The following is a 13,176-nucleotide window of genomic DNA, read 5'->3' as shown; positions in this document are numbered from 1 at the left end:
ACTGCAACACCCGTGCCAACTCTCGGAACCCTTGTCGATCAAGGGTTTAGTCCCGCCGATCCTGCTCGCGTTAGAGGCCTGTAAAGGATTTCGACAAGCTCGGCCATCCTCCTCGCGATTTCGTCAGGGACTGGGCCGATAAGGGCGGTCTCATCGCGCCTTCTCCGTGTGATCCGGTTCGCTCACGTGTTGCAGCTGCGAAAAGCTCAGTGAGGCGGCAAATCGAAGAGCTTTGTCGGAATTTTTTACAAATAAATCCACGAAATTTGCGAGAAAAATCTCTAGGCACGTGAAATGAACCATACGAATGGATGAAATTATATCATGATTCATCTTCTGAATGAGCGTGATGAATCGGAAGCGTATTGCAAAGGGCGGATTTCGTTTCTCTGCACGCAAATCGCCATCCGGCCAATGCTGGCGTGAGCTCTCACCCTCGATCTCAACCTCGCAAGGCTTCCGCCAACTTCCGGCCTTCCAAGCTATCGGCGTCAAGCAGCCCTTCACGCAGGAACAGGTCGGTCAGCACCAGGTTGACGTTAAACTTTACACTATCGGTGTCTCGTACCAATTCCAGCACCCGCCGCGCCGGCCACAGTTCGAAGTGCTCCACCTCATCGTCATGCGGCACCGGCACGACATCTTCCGGCAGCTCAAGGTCGAAGACGTGCAGCACGTCCCGCCGCAGCCCGCCTTCCTGCGCCATGTTATAGGTGAGGCGCGATACCGGCTGCGCGCGGCCGACCAGCTCCGGCGAAAGGCCCGCTTCCTCGCCGGCTTCCTTGATCAGGGTTTCCGTTGCGTCCAGCCCGGCGGGGGTGCCGCCGGCGACAATGTTGTCCCACTGCCCCGGGGCCACCGCCTTGCGGGTGGAGCGCCGCCCCAGCCAGATGTGCAGCCCGTCCGGCCGCCGCACCAAGCCGTTCAGGTGCACCCCCTGCGCCATGACGCCGAAGGCCGGGATGGCGCCGCGGTCGAGCCGCGCCAACACCGGGCCCTCGATACCCGCGCGCACGTCGAACGGCTCGTCCCGCTCCGTCAGGAAGCCGGCGCGCGCCAGGCCGCGCACCGCGTCCGCCAGGGCGGAATCCCGCGCGCCCAGGCCGCGCAGGCGGGTGGACAGCGCGGCGCCGGCGGCGTCGAAGTGGAAGTGCTGCGGCCGGAAGGCCAGCCAGCGCGCCAGTTCGGGCTGCAGCCAGCCGACCTGCTCGCTCAGGATGCGGAAGGGGATCAGCCCGGCCGGCGAGGCCAGGTTGTTGCAGGCATCGATGTGCCGGAAGAAGCCGTCCATGCCTGCCGTTGTGGCCTTTGCCGCCCGGCCGGGCAATGCGGCAGGTGCCATGCGCCCCCGGCACATTGCCAGCCCCCTGGCCCGGCGCCATGTAACCGGCAACCGACCACCCCCGGAGTTTCCCGTTTTGCCGCTCGATACCACTTCCGCGCCGGTTCCCGAGCGTGGCCATGGCGCGACCCTGCGAACCCTGGCGCCCTATCTCTGGCCCAAGGGGGAGCGGGGGCTGCGCATCCGCGTGGTGGTGGCGCTGGCGCTGATGCTGGTGGCCAAGGGCGCCAACGTCCTGGTGCCGATCGCCTATGCCCGCGCCGTGGATGCGTTGACGCCCAAGCAGGGCGCCGTGGCGCTGGTGGCGGTGCCCATCGCGCTGGTGCTGGGCTACGGCCTGCTGCGCGTGCTGTCCTCCTGGTTCGCCGAGCTGCGCGACGCGGTCTTCGTGCGGGTGCAGGCGCGGGCGGCGCGCACCATCGCGCGGCAGGTGTTCCACCACCTGCACGCGCTGAGCCTGCGCTTCCACCTGGACCGGCAGACGGGGGGGCTCTCCCGCGTCATCGAGCGCGGCACCAAGGGCATCAACTTCGTGCTCGACTTCATGCTGTTCAGCATCATCCCGACCCTGATCGAGGTCTTGATGGTGGCCGTCATCCTGTGGGGGATGTTCGACTGGTCCTTCGCCGTGGTGACGCTGGTCACCATCGGCCTGTACATCGCCTTCACCCTGATGTTCACCGACTGGCGGCTGCGCTTCCGCCGGCAGATGAACGAGATGGACCAGGACGCCAACACCAAGGCCGTCGACAGCCTGCTGAACTATGAGACGGTCAAGTATTTCGGCAACGAGGCGCATGAGGAGCGGCGCTACGATGCTTCCCAGGCGCGCTACGAGAGTGCCTACATCCGCTCCGAGGTGACGCTGAACTGGCTGAACATGGGCCAGAGCGCGATCATCGCCATCGGCCTGACGGTGGTGATGCTGATGGCGGCCTATGGCGTGCAGGCCGGGCGGATGAGCGTCGGCGACTTCGTGCTGGTCAACACCTACCTGATCCAGCTCTACCTGCCGCTGAACTTCCTGGGCTTCGTATACCGCGAGCTGAAGCAGGGGCTGGTGGACATGGAAGCGATGTTCACCCTGATGCGCGAGGAGCGCGAGGTGGCCGATGCCCCCGGCGCCGTGGTCCTGCCGCCCGGCCCGGGCGCGCTGGAGTTCCAGGACATCCGCTTCGGCTACCGGCCGGACCGCACCATTCTGAAGGGCGTGTCCGTGTCGGTGCCGCCGGGGCGGACGCTGGCCATCGTCGGGCCCACCGGCGCCGGCAAGTCCACCATCTCCCGCCTGCTGTTCCGCTTCTATGATGCGCAGTCGGGCCATATCCGCATCGACGGCCACGACATCCGCGACATCACCCAGGACAGCCTGCGCGCCGCCATCGGCGTGGTGCCGCAGGACACCGTGCTGTTCAACGACACCATCCGCTACAACATCGCCTATGGCCGCCCCGGCGCCTCGGACGCCGAGGTGGAGGAGGCGGCCAGGCTGGCGCAGGTGCACGACTTCGTGCTGCGCCTGCCGGACGGCTACGACACCCGCGTGGGCGAGCGCGGCCTGAAGCTGTCGGGCGGCGAGAAGCAGCGGGTGGCCATCGCCCGCACCATCCTGAAGAACCCGCGCATCCTGATCCTGGACGAGGCGACCTCAGCGCTCGACACCCGCACGGAACAGGACATCCAGGCGGCGCTGCGGGGCGTCTCCGCCGGGCGCACCACGCTGGTGATCGCCCACCGCCTGTCCACGGTGGTGGAAGCGGACGAGATCATCGTGCTGGCCGAGGGCCGCATCGCCGAGCAGGGCAGCCACGCGGCGCTGATGGCCGCCGATGGCCTGTATGCCCAGATGTGGCGCCGCCAGTCCGAGGCGGTGGCCGCCGCCGAGGCCGCCGCGGCCGCGCAGGAAGCCGCCCGCGCCACCGGCGCGGCGCCCTGAGCCCCAGGCGCAAAGCTTCGGCGCGCCGGGGCTTTCCCCGGCGCGCCCCACTGACTATGTGAGCCAGCCGCATCCAGGAGGGCATCGCATGCAACTCGATCCGCAGGGAATGGCCCCCGAGGACCTCAGCCACGCCGGCTCGGTGGTGGACAAGTCGATCGAATACATGATCGGGCAGAACATCGCCCCGATCTCCGTGGCGTCCGCGCTGCTGGGCGGCGCGCTCGGGCTGATGGCGCGCAGCATGAAGGACCCGGCCATCGCCAACGTGCTGCGTTCGGCGCTGCATTCGGTCGAGTCCGGCGAGCTGGAGGAGCTGCGCCAGTCCAGCCCGCCCACCGCCGGCAACGGCTGAGGCGCCGGCCGGCGAATCCTTGACTCGCGCAAGGCGGCGGGCCATACGCCGCTTCCTGATCTCAAACTCTAGGCGAGCGGTGCCCGTGCGTGCCCAGCCTGCTGCATAAAGGGTACTGCCATGGCTCGCCGTTGCGCGATCACCGGTAAGGGCGTTCAGGCCGGCAACAACGTCAGCCACGCCAACAACAAGACCCGCCGCCGCTTCCTGCCCAACCTGCAGGAGACCTCGTTCTTCTCCGACGTGCTGGGCACCTCGATCCAGATCCGCCTGTCGACCAACGGCATCCGCACGATCGAGCACAATGGCGGCCTGGACGCGTTCCTGACCACCACGCCGAACCGCAGCCTGCCGGTCGAGGCGCAGGTCCTGAAGCGCCGCATCATGCGCGCCCAGGCCAAGAAGGCGACCGCCGCCGCCGCCTGAGGAACCCCGGTTTCCTGGCTTCAGGAAGGGCGCCACCGCGAAAGCGGGAGGCGCCCTTTTTGCTGGATCGCCGATCTCATTTTTGAGTGATCATTCAGCCTTTGTTAACCATCCTCCCACAGCATGAGGGGATGGAGATTTCCTTGCCCTTGTTGATGGTGGTCGCCGCCCTGCTGGTCTGTGCCGGCGTGCCCGGCCTGGCCGCGTGGCGGACCAGCCGGCGCGCGGACGCCCAGGTGGCGCAGGCCGAGCGCGACCTGGAGTCGCGCAGCCGCTACCTCGGCCTCCTGGCGCAGGAGATGCAGGGGCACGGGCTGGCGCTGCTGGGCTATGCCACAGCAGCCCGGGCCGGGGTGCCGGACAAGGGGCTGGAAGGCCGTGCCCGGGCCCTGCTGGGCCTGTCCGCCGACGTGTCCGACCTCTTGGCCCATGCCGCCGGCCCGCGCGTGCTGCGCGAAGGCGAGACGGAGCTGGGCCCGGTGCTGGACGAGGTGATCGGGCAGATCGCGCAATCCCTGACGCCGGGCCGCCGCGCCTGGCGGGTGGCTCCGGAACTGCGCCAGTTGACCCTGGCCGCCGACCGCCGGGCGCTGTGCGGGGCGCTGCGGCAGGTTCTGACCCGCGTGATCCGCCAAACGCGTGACGGCGATGCCGTGCGGCTGCGTCTGGTGCGCGCCGATGACAGCGTCGCCATCGTGGTCGAGGATGAGGGCGACGGTCATGCCGGCGAGGATCTCGATGGCCTGACCTCCGGCGGCACCCGCGGCATGGGGCTGGGGCTGGTCGTGGCGCGCGACCTGCTGCGCGCCCATGGTGGCGACCTGACGGTGGAGGCGGTGCCCGGCATCGGCGCCCGCGCCTGGCTGACCCTGCCGCGGGCCCGGGTGGTGATGACTTGACTGCTAAACGGGATCACCGCCCGATGCCACCCGCAGGGTCATGTCACGGTGAATGCAGATCATCCGGCCTAACAGCGAGCCTAGTTGTTGGGCCGGCTTTTCTATGCCCAGATAAGCAAGGTGAGCAGCTGCAAGGCTAATCACTAAAATGATGGATGGGGAAAAATCGGTATAAGACACGAGGATTACTAGTATAGGAAGATGAACCAAATATAGGCTATAAGATATTTGTCCTAGCCAGCGGAGCGGACGTACACCCTGCATCCGTCGTCCGACCGAGGGGTGCATCGTCAGCGCAATTAACAACCCCGCACCTGGGGCGATCGCAAAATCGGCCCAAACCCGTGAGAAGGGTACCGCCATCAATCCGAGCGCCAGTACCACTGCCATGGCAAATTGCCATCGGGACCAGGACACCAACCGGTCCAACAGTGCGCGGCGGTGAATAGCGATCGTCATGCCCAAGACAAACATCCACAGGAAGTGGAGGCTCGCCTGCCATGTCCCGGAAATAGAGTCGTTCATTCCTACAGATGCAGCAATAGACAGGAGGAGGCTGGTAACCAGCACAGGCATCGTTCCAAAGCATCGGATAGCGAGGAATAGGACTGGCATTATGAGTGAGATCCGAAGTTCATGAACCAGCGTCCACATAACCGGATTAAGGCGCATATCAGTATTCAGGCCAGTCAAAAGAAGGTGCGAAAACCAATCATCGATAGATGCGGCAGCGTTCGATGTAATTTCGTTCATCCAGATACTGTTGCCAGCGTGAAATTTTATTGGTAATGCGTTGTAAACTCCGACAGTCATCAATAAAACAATGAGAAATGGCAGATAAATGCGGCAAAACCGCTTTACTAAAAACACCACGGTGTTCGGCTGCCAATCACGACGGATGCTAAACGCCAAAACAAACCCGCTGAGAACAAAAAACAGATCAACTGCTGCTTGCCCAGCTACCAGCAGCCGAAACGGACTTGCGCGTAACCACGGCCATGGTGTCAGCCACGCGGCAGGGTCAAAAATGCCTAGCGGATAACTGGTCAAGTAGCGAATATCTTCTGGGACCGTCTGAACATAATGATTCAATACGACGACCAAAGAAGCGATCCCACGTAGCATATCTAGTTGATCAAGTCGTTCAACTGGACGTGGAAGACCTGAGATCATTTCTTTTCTCTATCAAAGAAGACCTATAACCAAGCATCGAGCTGCCAGGGTCAAGTGCGATGCACCGTAAACATTGGTGATATCTCGTAATATAACAAATATTTGATGAAACCGATGATCAGAAGCTGAACAGGAGCAGCAGGCCTTTCTGCAAAAAGAACTCGTTGTCGTCCGTCACCATGGCCACCAGCCGGCGGCCCTGCCAGGCGAAGGTGCTGACGCCTTCCCAGTTCTCCCGCGGCAACTCCGCCTCGGTCAGCAGCACGTCGCCGGCCAGCACGCTGCCGGCTGTCAGCGCGGCCAGCCGTTCCGGGGGAATGCGCAGCAGCCGGCCCCTGAAGCCGCGTTCCCAGACGTTGAACCGCCGCTCCACCAGCAGCGCACCGCCATCGGGCAGGGGGGTCAGGTCCGTCGGCAGAAAGCCCGGGGTGGGACGGAAGGCGAGGGGCGTCCAGGCACCAGGGGCGCCCACCCAGCCGCGCAGCAGGCCAGGGGCGTGTTCCAGCCCCTCCGTGATCACCAGCCAGCGGCCATCGGCCAGCACGGCCAGGCTTTCCAGGCTGGCGTTCAGCGGCGCGGCGGACAGGCCGGGCGGGGCCTCCACGGGTTCGCCCCAGCTGCTGATGCCGTCATAGGCGCGGATGCGGTGCCAGCGTTCGAACCCCACCAGAAAGCGCCCGTCGGGCAGGCGCGCCAGGGATTCGGCATCCACCGAGAAGCGGCCCGGCAGGCTGATCGGCAGCCCATCCGACAGCGGTCCGCTTTCCAGCTCCGCCAGCCCCTGTGGGTGGCCGGCCTCGTCCAGCACCAGTCGCGCCCGCAGCCAGCGACCGGTATCGCTGATCGCGGTCAGCCGCAGGTTGTCGTCCACATGCAGCCCGGACAGGCCCCCGAAGCCGATCACGTCGCGGTTCAGGAGCAGCCCGCCCAGCGATCGCAACGGATGGGCGGCGGGCAAGGGCAAGGGGGGCAGGGGCGTGGCGGGCGGGCCGTGCGGCGGCGCGCAGGCGGCCAGCAGGCCGGAGGCGAGCAGGGCCAGGGCAAGGCGGCGTGGGGCCTGCGGCCTTGGAAGGGGCACCGCGCCCCCAGGCAGGGGACGCGATCCCCCGCGCCCGCGCGTCATCCAGTCGCTTCCTTTGCCGGTGTCACCGAGACGGGGAGGGGCGCGGGCCGGGAAGGGCAGGGCCCCTTCCGCGCCAGCAGGTCAGGCGATGGCGGGCGCCCGCTCGGTCGCCGCGCGCTGATAGGCCGCGGCGGCATCCTCGTCGAACAGCTCGGCCAGCTTCTTCATCATGGTGCCGCCCAGCTCCTCGGCGTCCACGATGGTCACGGCGCGGCGGTAGTAGCGCGTCACGTCGTGGCCGATGCCGATGGCGATCAGCTCCACCGCCTCGCGCTGCTCGATCTCGGCGATCACCTTGCGCAGGTGGCGCTCCAGGTAGTTGCCCGGGTTGACCGAGAGCGTACTGTCGTCCACCGGCGCGCCATCGCTGACCACCATCAGGATGCGGCGCTTCTCGGGGCGGTTGCGCAGGCGGCGATACGCCCAGTCCAGCGCCTCGCCGTCGATGTTCTCCTTGAGTAGTCCCTCGCGCAGCATCAGGCCCAGGTTCTTGCGGGCCCGGCGCCAGGGCGCGTCGGCGGACTTGTAGATCACGTGGCGCAGGTCGTTCAGGCGGCCGGGGTTGCGCGGCTTGCCTTCCTGCACCCAGCGCTCACGCGACTGGCCACCCTTCCAGGCGCGGGTGGTGAAGCCCAGGATCTCCACCTTGACCGAGCAGCGTTCCAGCGTGCGGGCCAGGATGTCGCAGCACATGGCGGCGACCGAGATGGGGCGGCCACGCATGGAGCCGGAGTTGTCGATCAGCAGGGTGACCACGGTGTCGCGGAAATCCGCCTCGCGCTCGCGCTTGTAGGACAGCGACAGCATGGGGTTGACCACGATGCGGGCCAGGCGGGCGGCGTCCAGCACGCCTTCCTCCAGGTCGAACTCCCAGGCGCGCTGCTGCTGCGCCAAGAGGCGGCGCTGCAGCCGGTTGGCCAGCTTGGACACGACACCCTGCAGGTGGCTGAGCTGCTGGTCGAGCTGCTGGCGCAGGCGGGCCAGCTCCTCGGCGTCGCACAGCTCCTCCGCCTCGATCTCCTCGTCGAACTGCTTGGTGAAGGGGCGGTAGGCGGAGGCGTCGTCGGACGGCGCCACCTCCTTGCGCTGCTGCGGGCCGCCCGGGCGGTCCTCGCCCTCGGCGGCGACGCCTTCCTGCTCGTCGGACTCGCCCTCTTCCTCGGCGGCGTCGCCCTGCATGGCCTCGGGCTGCGCGCCCATGGCCTGCTCGCTGTCCTGCGTCTGGCTTTCGCCCTCGGTGGAGCTGTCCTGCTGCGGGGAGGATTCGCCGGAATCCTCGCCCTCGGACTCCTCCTCGGATTCCGCCTCGACCTCGGCCTCGGCCAGATCCAGCGCGGTCAGCAGCTTGCGGGCGGCGCGGGCGAAGGCGTCCTGGTCCTCGCTGGCCTGGGCCATCTCGGCCAGGGCGGTCTCGGCCTTCTCGCCCAGCGTGTCGCGCCACAGGTCCAGCACGCGGCTGGCGGCGGCGGGCGCCGGCTCGCCGGACAGCTTCTCGCGCGCCAGCAGGGACAGCGCCGCGGTCAGCGGCAGCTGGTCCTTGCGCGTCATGCGGTCATAGCCCTCGGCCTCGCAGGTTTCGGCCAGCTTGGCGTCCAGGTTGGCGGCGACGCCGGGCATGTGCCGGCTGCCCACCACCTCCACCCGCGCCTGCTCCAGCGCGTCGAACACCTCGCGCGCCTCGCGGCGGGGCGGCGTGCGGGCGGCGTGGGCCGCCTCGTCATGGTGGCGGAGCCGCAGCGCGATGGCGTCCGAGGCGCCGCGCAGCCGGGCCATCTCGGCCGGCGGCAGCGAGCGCGTGGGCAGGGGCAGCCTGGCCCGCTTGCCGGCGACGCCGGACGGGCCGGGCTGGTAGGTGACCTGCACCTCGGCATTGCGGGCGATCGCCCGCAGGGCGCCGGCGGTGGCGCGCTTGAACTCTTCCTGGCGCGTCTGGTCCTTGGTGCCGCTCATCAACTGTTCTCCCGCGCCGATCCCATGCGGCGGGGGCGGACGTGCCCCCACCGGCCGCACCTCAGTTCTTGCGAACCATCAGGCCGGTCGGGATCTCCTCGTTGAAGCAGCGCTGGTAGTACTCGGCCACCGTGGCGCGCTCCGCCTCGTCGCACTTGTTCAGGAAGGTCACGCGGAAGGCGAAGCCGATGTCCCCGAAGATGCGGGTGTTCTCCGCCCAGGTGATCACGGTGCGCGGCGACATGACGGTGGAGATGTCCCCCGCGATGAAGCCCGCGCGCGTCAGGTCGGCCAGCGCCACCATGGCGTCAATGCGCTTCTTGCCCGCCGTGTCGCCCGCAGCGACGCCGAGCTTGGCGGCGACGATGCTGCTTTCCTGCGCGTGCGGCAGGTAGTTCAGGGTCGCCACGATGTTCCAGCGGTCCATCTGGCCCTGGTTGATCTGCTGCGTGCCGTGATACAGGCCGGTGGTGTCGCCCAGGCCCACCGTGTTGGCGGTGGCGAACAGCCGGAAGCCCGGATGCGGGCGGATCACCTTGTTCTGGTCCAGCAGCGTCAGCTTGCCCTCGACCTCCAGCACGCGCTGGATCACGAACATCACGTCCGGGCGGCCGGCGTCATACTCGTCGAACACCATGGCGCAGGGGTGCTGCAGCGCCCAGGGCAGGATGCCCTCGCGGAATTCCGTGACCTGCTTGCCGTCCTTCAGGACGATGGCGTCCTTGCCGATCAGGTCGATGCGGCTGATGTGGCTGTCCAGGTTGACGCGCAGGCAGGGCCAGTTGAGGCGCGACGCCACCTGCTCGATATGCGTGGACTTGCCGGTGCCGTGGTAGCCCTGGACCATGACGCGGCGGTTGAAGGCGAAGCCCGCCAGGATCGCCAGCGTGGTGTCGCGGTCGAACTGGTAGGTCGGGTCCCGCTCCGGCACGTGCTCGGTGGTGACCGAGAAGGCGGGCACTTCCATGTCGCTGTCGATGCCGAAGACCTCGCGGACCTTCACCGTGATGTCCGGCATGTTGATCGCGTTGGTGCTGCGGGTCTCGGGGAGGGTAGCGACGTTGTTCATCGGGCTCTCTTCGAAAGTCGTGTCGCGGATCGGGCGTGCGGTCAGGCTGCCCTGCTGGAAGCCGGTTGGGAAGGCCCGCCGGCGGCGGAACCCGCGGCGCCATCCGTGCCCGCGCCCTCGGCGGGCATGGCGGCCAGCCGCTTGCGCAGCAGGCTGTAGGCGCGGTTGATGTCCTTCATCCGCTCCTCGAAGGAGCGGTCCCCGCCGTTGCTGTCGGGATGGTAACGCTTGGCGAGTTCCTTGTACTTCGCCCGCAATGCGGATTCTTCAAGCGGCCAGCCGAGCCCCAGCAGGTCCAGCGCGGCGCGCAGCTCCGGCGGCGCCTCCCTGGCGCTCTTGCGCGGTGTCGGTGGCGCCTGGCCGAACAGGCCCATGGGGTCGCGGAACGCTTCCGGGCTCAGCTTGGTGTTGCCCAGGCGCCCCAGCGGCCAGGTCGGCCGCTGCCAGCCGGAATCGTCGCGCAGGTTGGTTTCGATCTCGTTGGGCGACATGCCCTTGTAGTAGTCCCACGCCTGGTTGTAGGCGCGGACGTGCTCCAGGCAGAAATGGTAGTAGTCGCGCAGCCGGGAGCGGTCGCGCGGCGCGCGGAACTCGCCAACCGCCTCGCAGCCCGGCGCATCGCACGGCGGCCCGGACGGGGGAGCGTTGGATCGGTCAAATCGGGAGCGTTCGCCGCGACGGGCCATTCGACCTCTTATGATCCCGCATCCCCCGGGCCGCAAGGCGCAGAGCCCGGCAATTCCCGCCCGCCGCATGACCTTCGCGCGATGCGGCCGCCCCAGGGCCACGCCGCAGCTTTCGCTTGGCAGGGCGCGCGGGGCATGGAAAAGAACCCCGATGACCGCCCGCGACAGCAGCCTTCGAGCCCACCGCATCCAGGACCTCCTGCAGGCCCGCCTCGCCCCCGCCGAGGTCCTGGTGCAAGACGACAGCCACCTGCATGCCGGCCATGCTGGCGCCGCCCCGGGGGGACAAACGCATTACAGCGTGCGCGTGGTCAGCCCCGGCTTCGCCGGCCAGTCCCGCGTGGCGCGCTCGCGCGCCGTGCACGCCCTGCTGGACGCCGAATTCGGCAGCGGTCTGCACGCCCTGTCGCTGCGCCTGCTGACACCGGAAGAAGCCGCGGCGGCGGACCGCCGCCCGTGAGCGCCGCCCACCACCCGCCTGCCCCGGCGGGCAGCGTGGTGCTGTTCGAGGATGCCGAGATCGTTGTCATCCACCGCCCCGCCACGGCCGCGCCTCAGGACGGCGCGGCGCCCCTGACCCTGGTCACCTTCGCCGACCTGACCTTTCGCCCGGACGGCGGCGCCGTGTGGGCGCAGGAGCCCGCGGCCCGGCTCGGCCTGCCGGTGGTGGGCTTTGTCGCCAAGCGGGAGAACTGGTTTCCCGCCAGCTCCGTCGCCCGCGCCGCGCCGGCGGTGCGCGCCGTGCTGGGGGCGGGGCCGGCGCTGTGCTACGGCTACAGCATGGGCGGCTATGCCGCGCTGAAATATGCCCGCCTGCTGGGCGCGGGCCGCGCGTTGGGCGTTTGCCCGCAGGCCAGCATCAGCCCCGCCGACCTGCCGGACGACCAGCGCTTCCACGCCTTTCACGACCCCGCCCTGCATGCCGGCATGCGCCTGACGGCCGCCGAGGCGCCGGAATTCGGCGTCATGATGGCCGACCCCTACCACCCCGAGGACCTGCGCAACGCCCGCATGCTGCAGGCCGATGGCGGCATCCAATGGCTGCGCACGCCGTTCGTCGGCCACGCCGCCATCTGGCTGCTGACCGAGACGGCCTTTCTGCGCGTGGTGATCGACCACATCATGGCGGCCGACCTGGACGGGCTGCGGCGCGAGCTGCGGGCCCGGCGCCACGGCAATGTCCACTGGTTCTTCTGGGTCGCCCACACCGCCTTTCTGCGCCACCGCCCGGCCCTGGCCAACCGGCTGTGGAACCGCGCCGAGCAGCTGGGGCTGCACCGCAACCTGCGCGAGCAGGAGGTGATGCGCCTGCTGGCGCCCGCCATGCACCGGCTGATCGACAAGGGCCGCCGCCCGGAAGCCCGCGCCCTGGCCCTGCAGCAGGCCGCCGAATCCCCGGCCGACGCCGTGGTGCAGGCGCAGATCGGCCACCTGCTGGTCGGCATCGGCGAGGGCGAGGCGGCGGAAGCGCCGTTCCGCGCCGCCCTGGCGCTGCGCGGCGACGTCAGCCACGTGTACCAGGGGCTGAGCATGGTGGTGGCCGCCAAAGGCCGCCTGGACGAGGCCATCGACATCGCCACCCAGGGCACCCGGCAGGCGCCGGGCGATGCCGGGCTGCACATCCACCTGGGCTTTCTGCTGCTGAACGCCGCCAAGCTGGAAGCCGCGCAAAGCCAGTTCGACATCGTGCTCAGCCAGGTGCCCGAGCATGCCGGCGCCCTGGTCGGCAAAAGCCATGTGCTGGGCGCCTATGGCCGCCAGCCGGAAGCGATCGCGCTGGTGCGGCAGGCGGTGGAGCTGGCGCCGGCCGATGCCGGCCACCGCATCTGGCTGGGCCAGCTGCTGCTGGTGGTGGGCGAGCCCGCCGAGGCCGAGCCGCATTTCGCCGAGGCCCTGCGGCTGGCCCCGCAGATCGGCGCCGCGCATATCGGCATGGCCCGCGTGCTGGAACGCACCGGCCGGCTGGAACAAGCCCGCCACGTGGCGGCCGACGCCGCCGCCGCCCTGCCCAACGACGCCCGCGTGCAGGCCATCGCCCGCCGCATGGGGCCGCCGGAAACGCCGAGGCCGCAGGCTGGGGCGGAGCAGGAGGCCGCCCCCGGCGGGCTGCGGCGGCTCCTGGGGGCGTTGTTCGGCCGGTAAAGCCAGGGGGGATGCGTTCCCCCGAGCCCCATCTTTCTTCTGTCTGTTTTCCCGGGGCAGCCGCGACGGCGGAGC

General features: G+C 68.5%; 12 protein-coding genes. 6 read left to right on the top strand and 6 right to left on the bottom strand.

Going from position 1 to position 13,176, the window contains the following annotated elements:
• Window positions 1-442: 442 nt before the first annotated feature.
• Window positions 443-1,291 carry an NUDIX hydrolase gene (locus IAI59_RS16610; RefSeq protein WP_207414993.1) on the bottom strand — a complete coding sequence of 283 codons (849 nt, stop codon included), beginning with the start codon at window positions 1,289-1,291 and terminating at the stop codon, window positions 443-445.
• Window positions 1,292-1,418: 127 nt separating this feature from the next.
• Between IAI59_RS16610 and IAI59_RS16605 the strand changes: the two genes are divergently transcribed.
• The 4 genes from IAI59_RS16605 to IAI59_RS16590 all read left to right on the top strand — a co-directional run bounded on the left by IAI59_RS16605 (window position 1,419) and on the right by IAI59_RS16590 (window position 4,958).
• Window positions 1,419-3,278, top strand: coding sequence for an ABCB family ABC transporter ATP-binding protein/permease (locus tag IAI59_RS16605; RefSeq protein ID WP_237180350.1), 1,860 nt, complete (start codon window positions 1,419-1,421; stop codon window positions 3,276-3,278).
• An 88-nt stretch (window positions 3,279-3,366) separates the two neighbouring features.
• The gene (locus IAI59_RS16600; RefSeq protein ID WP_207414994.1) at window positions 3,367-3,633 is read left to right on the top strand and encodes a hypothetical protein; all 267 of its coding nucleotides are present in this window, start codon (window positions 3,367-3,369) and stop codon (window positions 3,631-3,633) included.
• A gap of 120 nt (window positions 3,634-3,753) precedes the next feature.
• A complete protein-coding gene (gene rpmB, locus IAI59_RS16595) occupies window positions 3,754-4,059 on the top strand; it encodes a 50S ribosomal protein L28 (RefSeq protein ID WP_207414995.1) in 306 nt (101 codons plus the stop codon).
• Between the two features lie 143 nt (window positions 4,060-4,202).
• Complete coding sequence (locus IAI59_RS16590) at window positions 4,203-4,958, top strand: sensor histidine kinase (RefSeq protein WP_207414996.1); 756 nt, start codon at window positions 4,203-4,205, stop codon at window positions 4,956-4,958.
• Window positions 4,959-4,961: 3 nt separating this feature from the next.
• Here IAI59_RS16590 and IAI59_RS16585 read toward each other — a convergent pair whose 3' ends face one another.
• The 5 genes from IAI59_RS16585 to IAI59_RS16565 all read right to left on the bottom strand — a co-directional run bounded on the left by IAI59_RS16585 (window position 4,962) and on the right by IAI59_RS16565 (window position 10,959).
• On the bottom strand, window positions 4,962-6,083 hold the full coding sequence (locus IAI59_RS16585) for an acyltransferase family protein (protein WP_207443815.1): 1,122 nt from the start codon (window positions 6,081-6,083) through the stop codon (window positions 4,962-4,964).
• A gap of 166 nt (window positions 6,084-6,249) precedes the next feature.
• On the bottom strand, window positions 6,250-7,209 hold the full coding sequence (locus tag IAI59_RS16580; protein ID WP_207414998.1) for an esterase-like activity of phytase family protein: 960 nt from the start codon (window positions 7,207-7,209) through the stop codon (window positions 6,250-6,252).
• Between the two features lie 126 nt (window positions 7,210-7,335).
• Window positions 7,336-9,204 (bottom strand): cobaltochelatase subunit CobT, encoded by a 1,869-nt coding sequence (gene cobT / locus IAI59_RS16575; protein ID WP_207414999.1) that lies wholly within the window; start codon window positions 9,202-9,204, stop codon window positions 7,336-7,338.
• A 61-nt stretch (window positions 9,205-9,265) separates the two neighbouring features.
• Entirely contained in the window at window positions 9,266-10,273 is a 1,008-nt protein-coding gene (cobS, locus tag IAI59_RS16570) for a cobaltochelatase subunit CobS (protein ID WP_207415000.1), read from the bottom strand.
• Window positions 10,274-10,314: 41 nt separating this feature from the next.
• On the bottom strand, window positions 10,315-10,959 hold the full coding sequence (locus tag IAI59_RS16565) for a J domain-containing protein (protein WP_207415001.1): 645 nt from the start codon (window positions 10,957-10,959) through the stop codon (window positions 10,315-10,317).
• A 151-nt stretch (window positions 10,960-11,110) separates the two neighbouring features.
• Here IAI59_RS16565 and IAI59_RS16560 point away from each other — a divergent pair, with 151 nt between their 5' ends.
• Both IAI59_RS16560 and IAI59_RS16555 read left to right on the top strand, forming a co-directional pair.
• Complete coding sequence (locus tag IAI59_RS16560; RefSeq protein WP_207415002.1) at window positions 11,111-11,419, top strand: BolA family protein; 309 nt, start codon at window positions 11,111-11,113, stop codon at window positions 11,417-11,419.
• On the top strand, window positions 11,416-13,101 hold the full coding sequence (locus IAI59_RS16555) for a tetratricopeptide repeat protein (protein ID WP_207415003.1): 1,686 nt from the start codon (window positions 11,416-11,418) through the stop codon (window positions 13,099-13,101). The genes IAI59_RS16560 and IAI59_RS16555 overlap by 4 nt, the downstream gene beginning before the upstream one ends.
• Window positions 13,102-13,176: the final 75 nt, after the last annotated feature.

This window comes from Roseomonas haemaphysalidis (assembly GCF_017355405.1).
GTDB lineage: Bacteria > Pseudomonadota > Alphaproteobacteria > Acetobacterales > Acetobacteraceae > Pseudoroseomonas > Pseudoroseomonas haemaphysalidis.
Note: the sequence above shows the minus strand (reverse complement) of the source record. Positions and strands in the feature narration are given on the sequence as shown.

Excerpts from the sequence above, each read along its gene's own strand:
- IAI59_RS16560 (WP_207415002.1), top strand. The coding sequence starts at position 11,111 with ATGACCGCCCGCGACAGCAGCCTTCGAGCCCACCGCATCCAGGACCTC.
- IAI59_RS16585 (WP_207443815.1), bottom strand. The coding sequence starts at position 6,083 with ATGCTACGTGGGATCGCTTCTTTGGTCGTCGTATTGAATCATTATGTT.
- IAI59_RS16565 (WP_207415001.1), bottom strand. The coding sequence starts at position 10,959 with ATGGCCCGTCGCGGCGAACGCTCCCGATTTGACCGATCCAACGCTCCC.
- cobS (WP_207415000.1), bottom strand. The coding sequence starts at position 10,273 with ATGAACAACGTCGCTACCCTCCCCGAGACCCGCAGCACCAACGCGATC.
- IAI59_RS16600 (WP_207414994.1), top strand. The coding sequence starts at position 3,367 with ATGCAACTCGATCCGCAGGGAATGGCCCCCGAGGACCTCAGCCACGCC.
- cobT (WP_207414999.1), bottom strand. The coding sequence starts at position 9,204 with ATGAGCGGCACCAAGGACCAGACGCGCCAGGAAGAGTTCAAGCGCGCC.
- rpmB (WP_207414995.1), top strand. The coding sequence starts at position 3,754 with ATGGCTCGCCGTTGCGCGATCACCGGTAAGGGCGTTCAGGCCGGCAAC.
- IAI59_RS16610 (WP_207414993.1), bottom strand. The coding sequence starts at position 1,291 with ATGGACGGCTTCTTCCGGCACATCGATGCCTGCAACAACCTGGCCTCG.